This is a genomic window from Mycobacterium sp. GA-1841, assembly GCF_001954135.1.
Classification (GTDB): domain Bacteria; phylum Actinomycetota; class Actinomycetes; order Mycobacteriales; family Mycobacteriaceae; genus Mycobacterium.
The window spans coordinates 86,595-104,999 of the sequence record NZ_MBEQ01000069.1 but is presented as its reverse complement, the minus strand read 5'-3'; the positions used below and the strand labels follow the sequence as shown (position 1 = coordinate 104,999).

Sequence of the window (18,405 nt, the reverse complement as noted above, 5' to 3'; positions counted from 1 at the left end):
TGAAAATGCGTCGCGAGACCACGGGCCCAGTGTTGAGCCCGGTGTCGAGCCCAGTTTCGGCCGGTGTGCCGACGCCGGTCAATGACGTAGTGCCGGCGTCTGACGGGCATACCCGACGCGCGATCATCCACCTGCTGCTCGAGGGCCCCATCACGGCCGGCCAGATCGGTGAGCGGCTCGGCATTTCGGCCGCCGGTGTACGTCGCCATCTCGATGCCCTGATCGACGCCGGTGACGCACAGGCCAGCGCTGCCGCGGCGTGGCAGCACAGCGGACGGGGTCGGCCGGCGAAGCGTTATCGGCTGACGGCCGCCGGGCGGGCCAAGCTCGGCCACACCTACGACGACCTCGCGGTCGCCGCGATCCGGCAACTTCGCGAGATCGGCGGCGAGGATGCCGTGCGGACGTTCGCGCGGCGCCGGATCGACACCATCCTCGCGGGAGTAACCGCAGGGTCGGGTGACGTTGCAGATACTGCCGGTCGGGTAGCCGATGCGATGACGCGCGCCGGTTATGCGACGACGACGACACCGGTGGACGGGCCGATTCACGGAGTGCAGATCTGCCAGCATCACTGTCCGGTATCTCACGTGGCCGAGGAATTCCCGGAGCTGTGCGAGACGGAGAGCGAGGCGTTCGCCGAGATCCTGGGCACCCACGTGCAGCGCCTGGCCACCATCGTCAACGGTGACTGCGCCTGTACCACCCACGTCCCCCTCGACGCCGAAAGCGCCGAAACCACCGGCACCACAATCAAAGTTCGGGGCACAGCCCGCACTCGGACGACCGCCACAATCAACCAAGGAGCGGCGACATGACCACCACGCCCGAAACGGCACCGATGAGCCGCTTGCGCGAAGAGGATCGGACCTTGACCCAGGAAGAGACGATTGCGTCGCTGGGTAACTACGGCTACGGCTGGTCGGACTCCGACGTCGCCGGCGCCAGTGCGCAGCGCGGTCTTTCCGAAGCTGTGGTGCGTGACATTTCGGCCAAGAAGAACGAGCCGGAGTGGATGCTGGAGTCCCGGCTCAAGGCGCTGCGCACCTTCGACAAGAAGCCCATGCCGAACTGGGGGTCCAACCTCGAGGGCATCGACTTCGACAACATCAAGTACTTCGTGCGTTCCACCGAGAAGCAGGCGGCGTCCTGGGAGGACCTGCCCGAGGACATCCGCAACACCTATGACCGCCTTGGCATCCCGGAAGCCGAGAAGCAGCGGCTCGTCGCCGGTGTCGCCGCCCAGTACGAGTCCGAGGTGGTGTACCACCAGATCCGCGAGGACCTTGAGGCCCAGGGCGTCATCTTCCTGGACACCGATTCGGGTCTGCGTGAGCATCCGGAGATCTTCAAGCAGTACTTCGGCACCGTGATCCCCGCCGGTGACAACAAGTTCTCGGCGCTGAACACCGCGGTGTGGTCGGGTGGTTCCTTCATCTACGTGCCGCCGGGCGTGCACGTCGACATCCCGCTGCAGGCCTACTTCCGGATCAACACCGAGAACATGGGTCAGTTCGAGCGGACGCTGATCATTGCCGACGAGGGCTCCTACGTGCACTACGTCGAGGGCTGTACCGCGCCGATCTACAAGTCCGACTCGCTGCATTCGGCCGTCGTCGAGATCGTCGTCAAGCCGGGTGCCCGGGTGCGCTACACCACGATCCAGAACTGGTCGAACAACGTCTACAACCTGGTCACCAAGCGGGCCCGGGCCGAGGCCGGCGCCACCATGGAGTGGATCGACGGCAACATCGGCTCCAAGGTCACCATGAAGTACCCCGCGGTGTGGATGACCGGTGAGCACGCCAAGGGTGAGGTGCTCTCCGTGGCGTTCGCCGGTGAAGGGCAGCACCAGGACACCGGCGCCAAGATGCTGCATCTGGCCCCGCACACGTCCTCCAACATCGTGTCCAAGTCGGTGGCCCGCGGTGGCGGCCGGGCGTCCTACCGCGGCCTGGTTCAGGTCAACAAGGGCGCTCACGGCTCCAAGTCCAGCGTGAAATGCGATGCGCTGCTGGTCGATACGATCAGCCGCAGCGACACCTACCCCTACGTCGACATCCGCGAGGACGACGTCACGATGGGGCACGAGGCCACGGTCTCCAAGGTCAGCGAGGATCAGCTCTTCTACCTGATGAGCCGCGGCCTGACCGAGGACGAGGCGATGGCGATGGTGGTGCGCGGGTTCGTCGAGCCCATCGCCAAGGAACTGCCCATGGAATACGCGCTCGAGCTCAACCGGCTGATCGAGCTGCAGATGGAAGGCGCGGTCGGTTAAGTTGAGTTCAAATCTGACTGAGGCGGCCGAGAGCGTGGCTGTCAATAAGGGCGAGTTGTTCGCCTCGTTCGACGTCAACGCCTTCGAGGTGCCCGGCGGCCGCGATGAGCTGTGGCGGTTCACCCCGCTCAAGCGGCTGCGCGGGCTGCACGACGGCTCGGCCGTCGCGAACGGCAGCGCCGGCATCACCGTGACCGAGCGGCCCGGCGTGACCGTCGAGACCGTCGGCCGCGACGACAAGCGGCTCGGCGAGGCTGGTGTGCCTGCCGATCGTGTTGCCGCCCAGGCTTATTCGTCGTTCGAGTCGGCGACGGTGGTGACGGTCAAGCGGGACACCGAGGTGGCCCAGCCGATCGAGATCGTGGTCGACGGCCCCGGGGCAGGCAGGGTGGCCTACGGGCATCTGCAGATTCGAGTGGAAGAGCTCTCGCGCGCCATCGTGGTGGTCGACCTGCGCGGCAGCGGCACCTACGCCGACAACGTGGAGATCATCGTCGGCGATTCGGCCGGCGTCGGGTTGATCTGGATCGCCGACTGGGCCGACGACATGGTCCATGTCAGCGCTCACCATGCCAAGCTCGGCAAGGACGCGGTGCTCGGTCATGTCAACGTCACCCTCGGTGGCGACGTCGTGCGTACCTCGGCCACCGTGCGGTTCACCGGGCCCGGCGGTGACGCCAAGATGCTCGGCACCTACTTCGCCGACGACGGCCAGTTCTTCGAATCGCGGTTGCTGGTCGATCACGCCGTCCCGCACTGCAAGTCCGATGTGCTCTACAAGGGTGCGCTGCAAGGTGATCCGGAGTCCAACAAGCCCGATGCGCACACGGTGTGGATCGGCGACGTGTTGATCCGGGCCGAGGCCACCGGCACCGACACCTTCGAGGTGAACCGCAACCTGGTGCTGACCGACGGCGCCCGCGCCGATTCAGTGCCCAACCTGGAGATCGAGACCGGGGAGATCGCCGGTGCCGGACACGCCAGTGCCACCGGGCGATTCGACGACGAGCAGTTGTTCTACCTGCGCGCCCGCGGCATCCCCGAGGACCAGGCGCGGCGACTGGTGGTGCGTGGATTCTTCAACGAGATCATCGCCAAGATCGCCGTACCAGAGGTGCGTGAGCGCCTCACCGAAGCCATCGAACGAGAACTAGCTATCACCGAATCGAGAACTGCGTAATGACCACACTGGAAATCAAGGACCTGCACGCATCGGTCTTCACGCCTGAGGGCGAAGAGGTGCCGATTCTCAAGGGCGTCGACCTGACCGTCAAATCGGGCGAGACCCATGCGGTCATGGGCCCCAACGGTTCCGGCAAGTCGACGCTGTCCTACGCGATCGCCGGACACCCCAAGTACACCGTCACCTCCGGCTCCATCACCCTCGACGGACAGGATGTCCTCGAGATGAGCATCGACGAACGAGCGCGGGCAGGTCTCTTCCTGGCCATGCAGTACCCCGTCGAGGTGCCCGGGGTGTCGATGTCGAACTTCCTGCGGACCGCCGCCACTGCGGTTCGGGGCGAGGCTCCGAAGCTGCGGCACTGGGTCAAGGAAGTCAAGGCCGCGATGGACGAGCTCGAGATCGACTCGGCCTTCGGTGAGCGCAGCGTCAACGAGGGATTCTCCGGCGGTGAGAAGAAGCGCCACGAGATCCTGCAGCTCGGCCTGCTCAAGCCGAAGATTGCCATCCTCGACGAGACCGACTCGGGTCTGGACGTCGACGCGCTGCGCATCGTGAGCGAGGGCGTCAACCGCTACGCCGAGGCCGAGCACGGCGGCATCCTGCTGATCACCCACTACACCCGGATCCTGCGCTATATCCGGCCGCAGTTCGTGCACGTGTTCGTCGGTGGTCGCATCGTGGAATCGGGCGGTCCGGAACTCGCCGACGAGCTCGAAGAGAACGGATACGTGCGCTTCACCCAAGCCGTCGGAGCCTGAGATGACCGCGTCGGCACAGACGGTGGAGCTCGCCAGGATCAGGGGTGATTTCCCGATCCTGAGCCGGGTCATGCGCAGCGGAAAGCAGTTGGCGTACCTGGATTCCGGGGCGACGTCACAGAAGCCTCTGCAGGTGCTCGACGCCGAGCGGGAGTTCCTCACCACCTCCAACGGCGCGGTACACCGCGGTGCGCACCAGTTGATGGAAGAGGCCACCGACGCCTACGAGCAGGGCCGCGCCGACGTCGCAGCGTTCGTCGGCGCCGACTCGGATGAGCTGGTGTTCACCAAGAACGCCACCGAATCGCTCAACCTGGTCGCTTACGTGCTGGGGGACAAGCGGTTCGAGCATGCTGTCGGCCCCGGCGACGTCATCGTCACCACCGAGCTGGAACACCACGCCAACCTGATCCCGTGGCAGGAGCTGGCCCAGCGCACCGGAGCGACGCTGCGCTGGTATTCCGTCACCGAAGACGGCCGGATCGATCTCGATTCGGTGCAGCTCGACGAGCGGGTGAAAGTCGTGGCGTTCAGCCATCACTCGAACGTGACGGGTGCCATCGCCCCGGTCGCCGAGCTGGTGTCCCGGGCCAAGGCGGTCGGTGCGCTCACCGTGCTGGACGCTTGCCAGTCGGTGCCGCACCAGCCGGTCGATTTCCATGCGCTCGAGGTCGATTTCGCGGCGTTCTCCGGTCACAAGATGCTCGGCCCCACCGGCATCGGTGTGCTCTACGGGCGCGCGGACCTGCTGAACGCGATGCCGCCGTTCATCACCGGCGGCTCCATGATCGAGACCGTCACCATGGAGCAGACCACCTACGCGCCGGCCCCGCAGCGGTTCGAGGCGGGCACCCCGATGACCTCGCAGGTGGTCGGGCTGGCCGCTGCCGCACGGTATTTGCGTGACATCGGGATGGATGCGGTCCAGGCGCACGAAGACCAACTGGTCGCCGCTGCCCTCGAGGGGCTGGGTGCGGTGCCGGGGGTGCGGATCATCGGGCCGCAGTCGATGGCACACCGCGGCTCGCCGGTCAGTTTCGTGGTCGACGGCATTCATGCCCATGATGTCGGGCAGGTCCTCGATGACGAGGGCGTCGCTGTCCGCGTCGGGCATCACTGCGCCTGGCCGCTGCACCGTCGATTCGGGATCGCTGCCACCGCTCGTGCCTCGTTCGCCGTGTACAACACGCTCGACGAGGTTGATCGCCTGGTGGCCGGAGTGAAGCGGGCTGTGGAGTTCTTCGCGTGAGAATCGACCAGATGTACCAGGAAGTGATCCTCGATCACTACAAGCATCCGCACCACCGCGGGTTACGGGAGCCGTTCGCCGCCGAGGTGCATCACGTCAATCCGACCTGTGGCGATGAGGTGACGCTTCGGGTGACGTTGTCGGACGACAAGGACACCGTCACGGACATCTCGTATGACGGGCAGGGCTGCTCCATCAGCCAGGCGGCGACCTCGGTGCTCACCGATCAGGTGATCGGCCAGAGTGTCGGCGACGCGATCAAGACAGTGGCGGCCTTCACCGAGATGATTTCCTCACGCGGCAACGTCGAGGGGGACGAAGATGTACTCGGGGACGGCATCGCGTTCGCCGGTGTCGCCAAGTATCCGGCCCGGGTGAAGTGTGCGTTGTTGGGATGGTTGGCTTTCAAGGCCGCGCTGGCGGAGGCCAGGCCATTGGGTGAAGCGCTGGCGGAGGCCAGGCCATTGGGTGAAGCGCTGGCGGAGGCCAGGCCATTGGGTGAAGCGTTGGCACAGGCCAGCGACGACATGGAGGACAAGCGATGAGCGAGACCGCTTCGGACGAACTGCTCGCCGACGTCGAAGAGGCCATGCGAGACGTGGTGGACCCCGAGTTGGGCATCAACGTGGTCGATCTGGGCCTGGTCTATGGGCTCAACGTCGAGGAAGGTGACGAGGGGTCGGTCGCGCTGATCGACATGACGCTCACCTCGGCGGCGTGTCCGTTGACCGACGTGATCGAGGATCAGTCGCGCACGGCGTTGGTGGGCGCCGGTCTGGTCAACGAGATCAAGATCAACTGGGTCTGGAATCCGCCGTGGGGCCCGGACAAGATCACCGACGACGGCCGCGAACAGCTGCGCGCGCTGGGCTTCACCGTCTAGCACTGACCACGTTCGGTTGACCGACAGACTGTCGGTGCCCGGTGCTACCAATGTCGCCAGTACGCGACAACGGAGGTGCACATGGCGGACAGACTTGACGTCAAGGTCGTCGACGACCAGTTGGTCCTCGGGCCGGTTTCGGTCGGTTTCGAGCGGACGCTTCGTATCCCCGAGACCGGATTGCACCCGTTGCCACCGAGTGTGGGCTCGTTTCCGCTGCGCCGGGTGCAGGACTATCCCGATCGGGTGCCGGCAGACTGGTTGGCGCACGGGGGCGTCATGTTGCCCATCTACCAACGTGAGGCGATGTGGCTGTCGTTCACCTCGTCGGAGCCCGCTGCGCTCCAGGTCGGCATCGGCAAGGTGTGCGCGGTGAGCGGCACGACGTGGCAGGACCGCCTCGCGCGTGATCCGCAGAACTACGTGGTGCTGCCCGAGCAGCCCTGGCTCGACGGCATCAATGCCGGTGACGGGTTCATCCGCCAGTTCGTGGCGGTGCCGCTCGGGGCCGGGGCCACCGTCGAAGGACAGCTCACCGGCCGGGAAGTCCACGGCGGGGTTCAGTTGCGTGCCGTCGGCCTCACTGGGCAGGCGCTGCGGGCGTGGCAGGCGCGACCGCGGTTCGAGTGGCGGGAGATCGACGAAGACCTGTTCGACATTCTTCCGGCGCCGTGCGCGCCGGACATGGGCCTGGGCGCCGGCGGCCGGATGCGCCAGGAGGTGTACGCCGACGACCGTCCACTGTCCGACTACGACGGGGACCGCTCGTGTCGGGTGTTCGTGCATCTGTGCAGTGCGACCCAGTGGTCTGCTATCACCGGCGAGGTGCCACCGCCGACTCCGGTGGACCGGGACGCGTATGTCGCTGCCGGGCTGCCGTGGTTCGACTACTACGACGCCGACGCCGAGGACCTACCGGCGCCGGAGGGGTTGGCGAGCGTCAAGAGTGTGGGCGAGTGGTTCGGAGGGGACGAAAAACCCTTTGTGCCGGTCGATTCCGTCAATGTCGTGACGCTCAAGGGTGCGCCTGGTGACATCGTCACCGAGGGTGGATGGTAGCGCTCTGTGGATAACTGCGGCTCGGCCACGAAACTTGTCGGCTCACAGGGCTAGCTTCCGACTCAACCGGGAACGGTCGACGTTCCCTCAGCCGGAAGGAAACGACATGCCGTCGGATGTAGAGAAATTGCTTGCTGCCTGTGATCGCGATCTGGGTGACCCACAGCGCTGGTTCACACCGCGGGGATACCCCGATTCGTTGGCGCTCTGTGTGATCGATGCGATCTATTCGACCGGGGCGCGGTATGTCACGGTCGAAAAGATCATCGCCCGGTACCGCGGCTATCGCGGTGCTCAGGGCGCGGACGCCGATACCGACGGCGCCGAGGAACTCCTGCAGAATATCGCCGAGTTGGGTGGGCCCGAGCAGTGGGCTGCACAGATCGGCAACCGCAGGCCGACGTCGACGGCGGCCGGTGCCCCGCTGAAGGCTGCGGCACTGACGATGATCGCGGAAGCCCTTGTGGCTCTGGATGTTCGGAGCGCCGACGAGTTGCGAGCGGTCACCGAAGACGAGCGCCGCAGTGACGAGATCAAGGCGGCCTGGTGTGCCGTGCCGGGGCAGCGGTCCGGAATCACCTGGGATTACGCCCGCATGCTGGCGCGGATACCCGGGGTGAAAGCCGACCGGATGGTGCTCGGCTACGTCTGTCGGGAAATCGGTGCGATGGACCCGGGCCGGGCCGCGGAACTCGTGCGTGCGGTGGCCGAAGCCCGTGACTGGAACGTCATCGATCTGGACCACGCGATCTGGCGGTTCGAGTCGAAACGTCCGTACCAGCGCGACGTGCCGGCCTGACGAGCGGGGATAGCGCAGGCTTTCGGCGGGTACCCCACCCGTCGAAAGCCTGCTGCCGTCCCGTATTGGCCATATGGTGGGAACAGGCCGCTACGCCCCGACGTTAGGAAAAGTGTGAGTACGCAGGACATCACCACAGAACAGTTCGACAGCATCGTCAACGACAACGAGATCGTGCTGGTCGATTTCTGGGCCTCGTGGTGCGGACCGTGCCGCGCGTTTGCGCCGACGTTCAAAGCCGCCTCGGAGAAGCATCCCGATGTCGTGTTCGCCAAGGTGGACACCGAGGCCGAGCAGGGGTTGGCCGCAGCTGCCGAGATCCGCTCGATCCCCACCCTGATGGCCTTCAAGAAGGGCAAGTTGGTCTTCAACCAGGCGGGCGCGTTGCCGCCGGCGGCGCTGGAGGACCTGGTGCAGAAGATCAAGGAGTTCGACATCGATGCCGCGATGAGGGAGCAGGCGGCTCAAGGCGACGCTGAACAGGTCTGATGACCCGCACGCGATAGCGTGCTGTGCGTGACTGCGCAAAACGAGTTCGTACTGGTGGACCGGCCGCGACCGGATGTCGCCCTGGTGACGCTCAACCGTCCCGAGCGGATGAACTCCATGGCGTTCGACGTCATGGTGCCCTTGAAGGGCGTTCTGGAGGAGCTGCGCTACGACAACAGCGTGCGCGTGGTGGTGCTGACCGGAGCGGGCCGGGGTTTCTCATCGGGAGCGGACCACAAATCGGCTGGGTCGGTGCCGCATGTGGCCGGGCTGACGAGGCCGACGTACGCGTTGCGGTCGATGGAGCTCCTCGATGATGTGATTCTCGCCCTACGCCGGTTACACCAGCCGGTGATCGCGGCGGTCAACGGTGCGGCGATCGGAGGCGGACTGTGTCTGGCGTTGGCCTGTGACGTCCGGGTCGCCGCCACGGGCGCCTACTTCCGCGCTGCCGGGATCAACAACGGGCTTACCGCCAGTGAGCTGGGATTGTCCTACCTGTTGCCGCGGGCGATCGGCTCATCGCGGGCATTCGAGATCATGCTGACCGGTCGTGATGTGGATGCCCAGGAGGCATCTCGCATCGGCCTGGTGTCGGATGTGGTGGCCGAGGACGTGCTGCTGGACACCTGCTACGCGATGGCCGAGCGGATGGCGGCGTTCTCCCGGCCGGGAATCGAGTTGACCAAGCGCACACTTTGGAGTGGACTGGACGCCGCTAGTCTGGAGGGGCACATGCAGGCCGAGGGCCTGGGACAACTCTTCGTGCGCCTGCTCACCGCAAACTTCGAGGAAGCGGTTGCTGCGCGCGCCGAGAAGCGTCCTCCGGCCTTTACCGACGAGAAGTAACAGACATATGAGGAGGACCGCAGCGTGATCACCGCAACGGACCTGGAGGTCCGCGCCGGCGCGCGCACGCTGCTGTCTTTCGAAGGCTCGGCGCTGCGAGTGCAGCCCGGTGATCGGATCGGGCTGGTCGGGCGCAATGGTGCCGGCAAGACCACCACGATGAGGATCCTGGCCGGCGAAGGTGAGCCGTATGCCGGATCTGTCACCACGACGGGCGAGATCGGTTACCTGCCACAGGATCCCAAAGAGGGTGACCTCGACGTGTTGGCGCGCGACCGGGTGCTCTCGGCGCGCGGTCTCGACACCCTGCTGGCCGACCTGGAAAAGCAGCAGGTATTGATGGCCGAGGTGGCCGACGATGCGGCTCGCGACAAGGCGGTCCGCAAGTACGGTCAGCTCGAGGAGCGGTTCTCGGCGCTGGGCGGTTATGCCGCCGAGAGCGAGGCCGGCCGGATCTGCGCGAGCCTGGGCCTGCCCGACCGGGTGCTGACCCAGCCGCTGCGCACGCTGTCGGGTGGTCAGCGCCGGCGCGTCGAGCTGGCCCGCATCTTGTTCGCGGCGAGCGATGGAGGATCCGGGGCTGGGAATTCTGGCACCACCCTCCTGCTCGACGAGCCCACCAACCACCTCGATGCCGACTCGATCGGCTGGTTGCGGGACTTCCTGCACAACCACACCGGCGGCCTCGTCGTCATCAGCCACGATGTCGACCTTCTCGACGAGGTCGTCAACCGGGTGTGGTTCCTCGACGCGGTACGCGGTGAGGCCGATGTCTACAACATGGGCTGGAAGAAGTACCTCGACGCCCGCGCCACCGACGAGCAGCGTCGCCGCCGCGAACGCGCCAACGCCGAGAAGAAGGCGGGCGCACTGCGGGCCCAGGCTGCCAAGATGGGTGCCAAGGCCACCAAAGCCGTTGCCGCACAGAACATGTTGCGGCGCGCCGAGCGGATGATCGCCGAGCTCGATGCCGAGCGGGTGGCCGACAAGGTGGCCCGCATCAAGTTCCCCACACCCGCGCCGTGCGGCAAAACACCGTTGGTGGCCAAGGGCTTGACCAAGACCTACGGGTCGCTGGAGATCTTCACCGGTGTCGACCTGGCGATCGACCGTGGCTCCCGGGTCGTGGTGCTCGGGCTCAACGGTGCCGGCAAGACGACCTTGCTGCGACTGCTCGCCGGTGCGGAGACCGCCGACGCGGGAGTCCTGGAACCCGGTCATGGCTGCAAGATCGGGTACTTCGCCCAGGAGCACGACACCCTCGACAACGAAGCGACGGTGTGGGAGAACATCCGCCATGCCGCGCCGGACACCGGGGAGCAGGATCTTCGAGGGCTGTTGGGCGCCTTCATGTTCACCGGCCCTCAACTCGAACAACCTGCGGGCACGCTGTCCGGTGGCGAGAAGACGCGCTTGGCCTTGGCCGGTCTCGTGGCCTCGACGGCCAACGTCTTGTTGCTGGACGAGCCAACCAACAACCTCGATCCCGCCTCACGCGAGCAGGTGCTCGACGCGCTGCGCAGCTACCAGGGTGCGGTGGTGTTGGTGACCCACGATCCGGGTGCGGCCGAGGCTCTCGATCCGCAGCGGGTGGTGCTGCTGCCCGACGGCACCGAGGACTTCTGGTCCACCGAGTATCGGGATCTCATCGAGCTCGCCTGATCGCGAAACCTCAAGAACCGCCCCATCTTCGGGAACGTCAATTAAGACGTTGGACAAATCTTCGCGCCGGGGTGTGGGCGCTTTCTAGTCTGGGTAACCGTCGGGACATCACAAGCGTGGAGATGTCGATGAGGGATATGAAAAAGAATCGCGACGAACTGCTGACCGAACTGCGCAAGGCGTATGAGGGGGGCGCCAGCATCCGCTCGCTGGTGGCTACCACCGGTCGTTCCTACGGTTCGATTCACAGCTTGCTGCGTGAGTCGGGGACGACCATGCGCAGCCGCGGCGGACCCAATCACCGCACCCGATCCAGGGCGTGAAACCACAACCGCTGCGCGGTAGGGGTTTCAGGTGTTCGCACCGACCCCGTCTGCGTCTGGCTGGCGCACGCTGGCCTCGACCAGATCCAGGACAGCGGTGAGGTTCTTCGGATCCTCGCCCGAGGCGATCCGGGCCACCAGGCCGTCGAGCACCAGATCGAGATAGATGTGCAGGACCGCACTCGGCACGTCGTCACGCAGGCGCCCGGCTTGCTTCTGCCGGCGCAGGCGCTCGGTGATGGCGGCGTCCAGTTCCGCTGACCGCTCTGCCCATCCTTGGTGAAAAGCCGGATCGTTACGTAGTTTTCGAGCGATCTCCAGCCGGGTGGCCAACCAGTCGAACTGCTCGGGCGCCGCCAGCATGTTGCGCATCACCTGGATCAGGCCTTCGCGGGCAGCCACGTCGGCCATCCGCTCGGCATCTTCGCGCGCCAACTCGAAGAACAAGGTGTCCTTGTCCTTGAAGTGGTGAAAGATTGCACCGCGCGACAGCCCGATGGTTTCTTCGAGCCGTCGCACGGTCGCACTCTCATAGCCGTACTGACCGAAGCAGCGCCGAGCGCCGTCGAGAATCTGACGGCGTCGGGCCGCGAGATGGTCGTCCGTCACTCGGGGCACTGCTGTCCCTTATCTGCGTCGGTCGGTATGCGTCGGTCGGTCTGGCGGAATTACTTCGACTTCAGCATGTTGCGCAGCACATACTGCAGGATGCCGCCGTTGCGGTAGTAATCGGCCTCGCCGGGGGTGTCGATGCGGACCACGGCATCAAACTCAGTACGACTTCCGTCTTCGCGCGTCGCGGTCACCTTCACCGTCTTGGGCGTCTTGCCCTTGTTGAGCTCCTCGATGCCGGTGATGTCGTAGGTCTCGGTGCCGTCGAGCTTGAGGCTGGCGGCCGACTCACCCGCGGGGAACTGCAACGGGATGACACCCATGCCGATCAAGTTCGACCGGTGGATGCGCTCGAAGGACTCGGTGATGACGGCCTTCACGCCCAGCAGCACCGTGCCCTTGGCTGCCCAGTCCCTGGAGGAACCCGACCCGTACTCTTTGCCGCCCAGCACGACCAGCGGGATGCCGGCCTCCTTGTAGTTGACCGAGGCGTCGTAGATGAACGACTGCGGGCCGTCGGGCTGGGTGAAGTCGCGGGTGTAGCCGCCGGACACATCGTCGAGTAGCTGGTTCTTGAGCCGGATGTTCGCGAAGGTGCCGCGGATCATCACCTCGTGGTTGCCGCGGCGCGACCCCAGCGAGTTGTAGTCCTTGCGCTCCACGCCGTTGGCGTCGAGGTACTGCGCAGCCGGGGTACCGGGCTTGATCGAACCGGCCGGGCTGATGTGGTCGGTGGTGACCGAATCACCTAGCAGGGCAAGCACTCTGGCGCCCTTGATGTCGCTGACCGGCTCCGCTTCGGCGGGCATGCCGTCGAAGTACGGGGCCTTGCGCACGTAGGTCGAGGCGTCGTCCCACTCGAAGGTGTTGCCCTCCGGGGTGGACAGCGAACGCCAGCGCTCGTCGCCCTTGAACACGTCGGCGTAGGACTCGGCGAACATCTCGCGGTTGATCGAGGAGGCGATGGTCTCCTCGATTTCTTGGGCAGATGGCCAAATATCTGCCAGGAAAACATCGTTTCCGTCCTGGTCCTGGCCCAGCGGATCGGATTCGAAGTCGAAGTCCATGGTGCCGGCGATGCCGTAGGCGATGACCAGCGGCGGGGAGGCCAGGTAGTTCATCTTCACGTCGGGGGAGATGCGGCCTTCGAAGTTGCGGTTGCCCGAGAGCACTGCCGTCACCGACAGGTCGTTGTCGTTGATGGCCGCCGAGATCTCATCGGGCAGCGGGCCGGTGTTGCCGATGCACGTGGTGCAGCCGTAGCCACCGAGGTAGTAGCCCAGCTTCTCCAGGTACGGCCACAGCCCGGCCTTGTTGTAGTAATCGGTGACCACCTGCGAGCCCGGCGCCATGTTGGTCTTGACCCACGGCTTGGATGTCAGACCCTTTTCGACGGCCTTCTTGGCCAGCAGCGCCGCACCGATCATGACCGACGGGTTGGAGGTGTTGGTGCACGAGGTGATGCCCGCGACGACGACCGCGCCGTGGTCGAGCACGAACTCGCCGCGCTCTTCGGATTTCACCGTCACCGGCTTGGACGGCCGGCCTTCGGCGTTGTTGGCCGCCGACGGACGCACGTCGACCGCGCCGTCGTCGGCGAAGGACAGCGACACCGGGTCGCTGGCCGGGAACGATTCGTCGACAGCCTCGTCGAGCTTGGTCTCCGGAGCCGGCAGATTCTCCTCGACGTAGTTGTGAATGTCCTTGCGGAACGCGTTCTTTGCGTCCGAGAGCTCGATCCGGTCCTGCGGGCGCTTGGGGCCCGAGATCGAGGGCACCACGCTGGACAGGTCCAGCTCGAGGTACTCGGAGAAGACCGGCTCCTTGTCCGGGTTGTGCCACATGCCCTGCGCCTTGGCGTACGCCTCGACGAGCGCCAGCTGCTGTTCGCTGCGCCCGGTCAGCCGCAGGTAGTTGATGGTCTCCCCGTCGATCGGGAAAATCGCTGCGGTGGAGCCGAATTCGGGGCTCATGTTGCCCAGGGTGGCGCGGTTGGCCAGTGGGACCTCGGCCACGCCCTTGCCGTAGAACTCGACGAACTTACCCACCACGCCGTGCTGGCGCAGCATGTCGGTGACGGTGAGCACGACGTCGGTGGCGGTGACGCCCGGCTTGATCTCGCCGGTCAGCTTGAAGCCGACGACGCGGGGGATGAGCATCGAGACGGGCTGGCCCAGCATGGCCGCCTCGGCCTCGATACCGCCGACGCCCCAGCCCAGCACGCCCAGGCCGTTCTCCATGGTGGTGTGGCTGTCGGTGCCCACACACGTGTCCGGGTACGCGACACCGTTGCGGGTCATCACGACGCGGGCCAGGTACTCGATGTTGACCTGGTGCACGATGCCGGTGCCCGGGGGGACAACCTTGAAGTCGTCGAACGCGCCTTGGCCCCACCGCAGGAATTGGTAGCGCTCGGAGTTGCGCTCGTATTCGAGTTCGACGTTCCGCTCGAAGGCGCCGGCGTTGCCGAAGACGTCGAGGATCACGGAGTGGTCGATGACCATCTCGGCGGGGGAGAGTGGGTTGACCTTGTCGGGGTCGCCGCCGAGGGCGGCCACGGCCTCGCGCATGGTGGCCAGGTCGACGATGCACGGCACACCGGTGAAGTCCTGCATCAGCACGCGGGCCGGGGTGAACTGGATCTCGACGCTCGGCTCGGCCGAGGGATCCCAGTTCGCGATGGCCTCGATGTGTTCCTTGGTGATGTTGGCACCGTCCTCGGTGCGCAGCAGGTTCTCGGCCAGCACCTTGAGGCTGTAGGGAAGTTTCTCGGTACCGGGTACCGCGTCGAGGCGGTAGATCTCGTAGCTCTGATCCCCGACGGTCAGTGTGTCGCGGGCACCAAATGAGTTAAGGGACGAATTTTCCGTATTCTCGCTGCTCACATCAACTCCCGGCTAGATCTCGCCGCGACGGGCTGTGTCGGCGGCGTCATGACCTTAACAGTACGCTTGTCCTGCAATGCCCAGCGGGCCGGGGTCCAGTCTTCTCCAGTCGCGTGCGCGGTGCTACCCCCGTGCGGTCACGGGCTTTGTCACGTTGGAGTGGCGCTCGGTCGCGAGTGTCACGCTGGGGTGACGTGGTGGGGTTGGAACCGTCGGGGCGCGACTGGTTTGTCACGCTGGAGGGGCGCTCGAGGTCCAGCGTCACGCAGGCGTGACGATCGGTGGTCGAAGCGGTGACGATCGCCGTGCCGCTTTCTCGCCCACGGCGGTTCCGGCGTACCGTGCCCCTGTGACCGGACCCCATGTCATCCCGTTCCTGCCGGCCTATATCCCGGTCGAGGTGTGCGAGACGGTCGGGATGGATCCGGCCCAACCGGACGGCGTGGCCAAGTGCATGGATGCAGTGCAGACCGATGTCCGCGATGACGGCGTCAGTGCGCCCGACGCCGACGTCGCGGCTCTGCGTCAGGTGGTCAGTGATGCCCGTCAGAACGGCGTCGACCTCAAGATCGTCGTGTTGCCGAACAATCCGGGCATCGATACGCCGCTGCGAGACGTCGCCAGCGAGGTCGGACATGCGAACCCGGGTGCGACCGTGCTCGTGTTGAGCCCGTCATTTGCCGGTACCTACAGTCCGACAATCGATCGGGTGACTTTGGAAGCCGGTCAGGATGTGGCGAAAACGGGTAATGCCGTGCTGTCGGCAAAGAATTTCGCCGGGGAGATCTCGACTCCCGATTTCCCCTGGACGGCGCTCGCGATCACCCTTGTGTTGGGTGTCGCCGCCGCGGCTGCCCTCACCCGCGTTCTGCAGGTGCGCAGCAAACGATTCGCCCGGTCAGAGGCATCGGATGCCTCTTCTGTCGAGTCGTCATAAGCAGTCGAACATTCGTTCGTAATAACCCGAAATATCACTAATCGGTCACACTCTGCGCAATTACATAAATGTAGTTTGTGACTAAAGTTTCTTTGGCGTCAGATGTGACGTACGGTGCAAAAGGTACCCATTGTTGTAGTTGTGCTTCGTGTGACTTCTGCGCAAAGGCTCCGAGCAATCAGCCGGTACGCCACCCGTTGAGCCATAGGAGACTTGAGTCGAATGAGACGCACCGTTGGCGTCCCGCGCATGCGAGGAGCAAACCACGCTCAACGCGCGCGAGGAGCGGATGGCTCCTATGCCGCAAGACTGTTCGGCCGCATCTGGGCCGTCCCGCTGACCACCGCGATGCTGTTGGCGACGGCGTTGACGGGCGGGGCCCCGGCATCCGCTGAGCCCGGCGGTCCCGATCAACTGGCGACGCTGGTCGCGGCCGTGGCCAACGCCGACCAGAAGCTGCAGGAATTGGGTGCAGCCATCCAGACCCAGCAGGAAGCCGTCAACAAGGCGATCGTCGAAGTCCAGGACGCCCGCGACGCCGCCGCGACCGCACAGCAGGAGGTCGAGGCCAGCCAACAGGCGATCACCGGAGCCAACGCGGCCATCGAACAGGCGCAGAAGCGATTCGACACCTTCGCCGCCGCGACGTACGTCAACGGGCCCTCGAGTTCGTATCTGACCGCGTCCGATCCGGCCGACATCGTCGACACGGCCGCCACGGGCCAGACCCTGGCCGCCAGCGCCGACAAGGTGATCGTCGATCTGCAGCGGGCCCGCACCGAGCAGGTGAACCGGGAGTCGGCGGCGCGGCTGGCCAAACAGAACGCCGATCAGGCCACGGTCAACGCGCAGACCAGTCAGGACAATGCCGTCAACGCGCTGCGGCAGGCTCAGGACACGTTCAACTCCCAACAGGGTGAGCTGGACCGGTTGACCGCCGAGCGGGCATCCGCACAAACCCAACTCGCCCAGGTGCAGAAGGCCTCGGCCTCCAGCGGGCCGGCCGCGTCGGCGCAACCGCCGCAGGCTGCGGCGGGTGACTGGGATCGTCAACCCGGCGCGCCGGTCCAATCGGGACAGAACTGGGACACCGCTTGGGATCCCACGCTGCCGGCCATCCCCAGCGCATTCGTCAGCGGTGACCCCGTCGCCATCATCAACACCATCCTCGGCATCTCGTCGACCTCGGCTCAGCTGACCCAGAACATGGGCCGGTCATTCCTGCAGAAGCTGGGGATCCTGCCGACGCCGACCGGCTACACCAACGGCGCGATCCCGCGGGTATACGGACGGCAAGCCTCTGAGTACGTCATCCAACGGGCCGGTTCCCAGATGGGTGTCCCGTACTCCTGGGGCGGCGGCAACGCGGCCGGACCGAGTCGCGGCATCGATTCGGGCGCCAACACCGTCGGCTTCGACTGCTCGGGCCTGATCCTTTACGCCTTCGCCGGTGTCGGCATCAAACTGCCGCACTACTCGGGCTCGCAGTACAACGCGGGTCGGAAGATCCCGTCCTCGCAGATGCGCCGCGGCGACGTGATCTTCTACGGCCCCGGCGGCAGCCAACACGTGACGCTCTACCTGGGCAACGGCCAGATGCTCGAAGCGCCGTACACGGGGTCACACGTCAAGATTTCGCCGGTCCGGACCAGTGGGATGACCCCCTACGTCGTCCGCTACATCGAATACTGATGGGAATACCTTGCGCTGCTTCGTCTTACGTTGCCTGACCCTGATCGCCGCAACCGCGTTTGCGGCGATCAGCCTCGTTGCACCGGCCAACGCCGCGCCGAACGACGGCTGGGATCCCACGCTGCCGAAGCTGATCAGCGCCGGGGCGCCAGGGGATCCGTTGGCGATCGCCAACGCCTCGCTGGCGGCGACCGCCCAGGCCACCCAGGTCACCATGGGACTGGGACACAAGTTCCTGGCCAGCCTCGGGCTGGTCAAGGATGAACCGACCAGCGTGGCGGTCGGCAGCGTTCGCGGCCCGCAGGCCATCGAGTACGCGATCCGTCGTGGCGGGTCGCAGATGGGGGTGCCGTACTCCTGGGGCGGCGGCAAGCCCAGCGGACCGACCAAAGGCATCGAGTCCGGCGCCAACACCGTCGGCTTCGACTGCTCGGGGCTGACCCAATACTCGTACGCAGGCGTCGGTGTGTTGATTCCCAAGTACTCGGGCGACCAGTACAACACCGGCCGCAAGATCCCGGTGGCTCAGGCGAAGCGCGGCGATCTGTTGTTCTGGGGTCCCGGCGGTAGCCAGCACGTGGCGATGTACCTCGGTGGCGGCAAGATGCTGGAGGCTTCCGGCAGTGCCGGCAAAGTGACCGTGAGCCCGGTTCGTACTGCGGGCATCCAGCCCTACGCGGCCCGCATCATCGAATCCTGAGGGGAACCTGAAGTCTGCCGGGCAGCGTCGACGGATCTCGAAGT

18 protein-coding genes are annotated in these 18,405 nt (G+C 65.6%); 16 read left to right on the top strand and 2 right to left on the bottom strand.

Going from position 1 to position 18,405, the window contains the following annotated elements; genetic code table 11:
* Positions 1-5 precede the first annotated feature (5 nt).
* The 13 genes from A5740_RS16415 to A5740_RS16355 all read left to right on the top strand — a co-directional run bounded on the left by A5740_RS16415 (position 6) and on the right by A5740_RS16355 (position 11,535).
* Entirely contained in the window at positions 6-818 is an 813-nt protein-coding gene (locus tag A5740_RS16415) for a metalloregulator ArsR/SmtB family transcription factor (RefSeq protein WP_139335165.1), read from the top strand.
* Positions 815-2,278 carry a Fe-S cluster assembly protein SufB gene (gene sufB, locus A5740_RS16410; RefSeq protein ID WP_076195550.1) on the top strand — a complete coding sequence of 488 codons (1,464 nt, stop codon included), beginning with the start codon at positions 815-817 and terminating at the stop codon, positions 2,276-2,278. Before A5740_RS16415 ends, sufB begins: the two co-directional genes overlap by 4 nt.
* A gap of 1 nt (position 2,279) precedes the next feature.
* Positions 2,280-3,458, top strand: coding sequence for a Fe-S cluster assembly protein SufD (sufD, locus tag A5740_RS16405; protein WP_076195548.1), 1,179 nt, complete (start codon positions 2,280-2,282; stop codon positions 3,456-3,458).
* Positions 3,458-4,222 carry a Fe-S cluster assembly ATPase SufC gene (gene sufC, locus A5740_RS16400; protein ID WP_067763630.1) on the top strand — a complete coding sequence of 255 codons (765 nt, stop codon included), beginning with the start codon at positions 3,458-3,460 and terminating at the stop codon, positions 4,220-4,222. The genes sufD and sufC overlap by 1 nt, the downstream gene beginning before the upstream one ends.
* Before the next feature lies 1 nt (position 4,223).
* Entirely contained in the window at positions 4,224-5,471 is a 1,248-nt protein-coding gene (locus A5740_RS16395) for a cysteine desulfurase (protein WP_076195546.1), read from the top strand.
* Between the two features lie 11 nt (positions 5,472-5,482).
* Complete coding sequence (sufU, locus tag A5740_RS16390) at positions 5,483-6,016, top strand: Fe-S cluster assembly sulfur transfer protein SufU (RefSeq protein WP_076195544.1); 534 nt, start codon at positions 5,483-5,485, stop codon at positions 6,014-6,016.
* A complete protein-coding gene (locus A5740_RS16385) occupies positions 6,013-6,354 on the top strand; it encodes a metal-sulfur cluster assembly factor (RefSeq protein ID WP_076195542.1) in 342 nt (113 codons plus the stop codon). Before sufU ends, A5740_RS16385 begins: the two co-directional genes overlap by 4 nt.
* A gap of 81 nt (positions 6,355-6,435) precedes the next feature.
* Complete coding sequence (locus tag A5740_RS16380) at positions 6,436-7,413, top strand: hypothetical protein (RefSeq protein WP_076195540.1); 978 nt, start codon at positions 6,436-6,438, stop codon at positions 7,411-7,413.
* 106 nt (positions 7,414-7,519) lie between these two features.
* Positions 7,520-8,212: a heme peroxidase gene (locus tag A5740_RS16375; RefSeq protein ID WP_076195538.1), complete on the top strand. Its 693-nt coding sequence runs from the start codon at positions 7,520-7,522 to the stop codon at positions 8,210-8,212.
* 114 nt (positions 8,213-8,326) lie between these two features.
* The gene (gene trxA, locus A5740_RS16370) at positions 8,327-8,701 is read left to right on the top strand and encodes a thioredoxin (RefSeq protein ID WP_076195537.1); all 375 of its coding nucleotides are present in this window, start codon (positions 8,327-8,329) and stop codon (positions 8,699-8,701) included.
* 18 nt (positions 8,702-8,719) lie between these two features.
* A complete protein-coding gene (locus tag A5740_RS16365) occupies positions 8,720-9,550 on the top strand; it encodes an enoyl-CoA hydratase (RefSeq protein ID WP_076195536.1) in 831 nt (276 codons plus the stop codon).
* Positions 9,551-9,574: 24 nt separating this feature from the next.
* Positions 9,575-11,212, top strand: coding sequence for an ABC-F family ATP-binding cassette domain-containing protein (locus tag A5740_RS16360; RefSeq protein WP_076195535.1), 1,638 nt, complete (start codon positions 9,575-9,577; stop codon positions 11,210-11,212).
* Between the two features lie 128 nt (positions 11,213-11,340).
* Entirely contained in the window at positions 11,341-11,535 is a 195-nt protein-coding gene (locus A5740_RS16355; protein ID WP_076195604.1) for a helix-turn-helix domain-containing protein, read from the top strand.
* Between the two features lie 27 nt (positions 11,536-11,562).
* Here the strand turns inward: A5740_RS16355 and A5740_RS16350 are convergent, their stop codons facing one another.
* The gene (locus A5740_RS16350; protein ID WP_076195534.1) at positions 11,563-12,153 is read right to left on the bottom strand and encodes a TetR/AcrR family transcriptional regulator; all 591 of its coding nucleotides are present in this window, start codon (positions 12,151-12,153) and stop codon (positions 11,563-11,565) included.
* A 50-nt stretch (positions 12,154-12,203) separates the two neighbouring features.
* Positions 12,204-15,032, bottom strand: a complete 2,829-nt coding sequence (locus A5740_RS16345; RefSeq protein WP_076195533.1) for an aconitate hydratase — start codon at positions 15,030-15,032, stop codon at positions 12,204-12,206.
* Positions 15,033-15,381: 349 nt separating this feature from the next.
* Between A5740_RS16345 and A5740_RS16340 the strand changes: the two genes are divergently transcribed.
* The 3 genes from A5740_RS16340 to ripB all read left to right on the top strand — a co-directional run bounded on the left by A5740_RS16340 (position 15,382) and on the right by ripB (position 18,361).
* Entirely contained in the window at positions 15,382-15,969 is a 588-nt protein-coding gene (locus A5740_RS16340; protein ID WP_076195603.1) for a DUF6676 family protein, read from the top strand.
* Positions 15,970-16,218: 249 nt separating this feature from the next.
* Entirely contained in the window at positions 16,219-17,661 is a 1,443-nt protein-coding gene (ripA, locus tag A5740_RS16335) for an NlpC/P60 family peptidoglycan endopeptidase RipA (protein ID WP_076195532.1), read from the top strand.
* 10 nt (positions 17,662-17,671) lie between these two features.
* Positions 17,672-18,361 (top strand): NlpC/P60 family peptidoglycan endopeptidase RipB, encoded by a 690-nt coding sequence (gene ripB / locus A5740_RS16330; RefSeq protein ID WP_076195531.1) that lies wholly within the window; start codon positions 17,672-17,674, stop codon positions 18,359-18,361.
* Positions 18,362-18,405 lie beyond the last annotated feature (44 nt).

Excerpts from the sequence above, each read along its gene's own strand:
- A5740_RS16415 (WP_139335165.1), top strand. The coding sequence starts at position 6 with ATGCGTCGCGAGACCACGGGCCCAGTGTTGAGCCCGGTGTCGAGCCCA.
- sufB (WP_076195550.1), top strand. The coding sequence starts at position 815 with ATGACCACCACGCCCGAAACGGCACCGATGAGCCGCTTGCGCGAAGAG.
- sufC (WP_067763630.1), top strand. The coding sequence starts at position 3,458 with ATGACCACACTGGAAATCAAGGACCTGCACGCATCGGTCTTCACGCCT.
- A5740_RS16395 (WP_076195546.1), top strand. The coding sequence starts at position 4,224 with ATGACCGCGTCGGCACAGACGGTGGAGCTCGCCAGGATCAGGGGTGAT.
- sufU (WP_076195544.1), top strand. The coding sequence starts at position 5,483 with ATGTACCAGGAAGTGATCCTCGATCACTACAAGCATCCGCACCACCGC.
- A5740_RS16385 (WP_076195542.1), top strand. The coding sequence starts at position 6,013 with ATGAGCGAGACCGCTTCGGACGAACTGCTCGCCGACGTCGAAGAGGCC.
- A5740_RS16380 (WP_076195540.1), top strand. The coding sequence starts at position 6,436 with ATGGCGGACAGACTTGACGTCAAGGTCGTCGACGACCAGTTGGTCCTC.
- A5740_RS16375 (WP_076195538.1), top strand. The coding sequence starts at position 7,520 with ATGCCGTCGGATGTAGAGAAATTGCTTGCTGCCTGTGATCGCGATCTG.
- A5740_RS16355 (WP_076195604.1), top strand. The coding sequence starts at position 11,341 with ATGAGGGATATGAAAAAGAATCGCGACGAACTGCTGACCGAACTGCGC.
- ripA (WP_076195532.1), top strand. The coding sequence starts at position 16,219 with ATGCGAGGAGCAAACCACGCTCAACGCGCGCGAGGAGCGGATGGCTCC.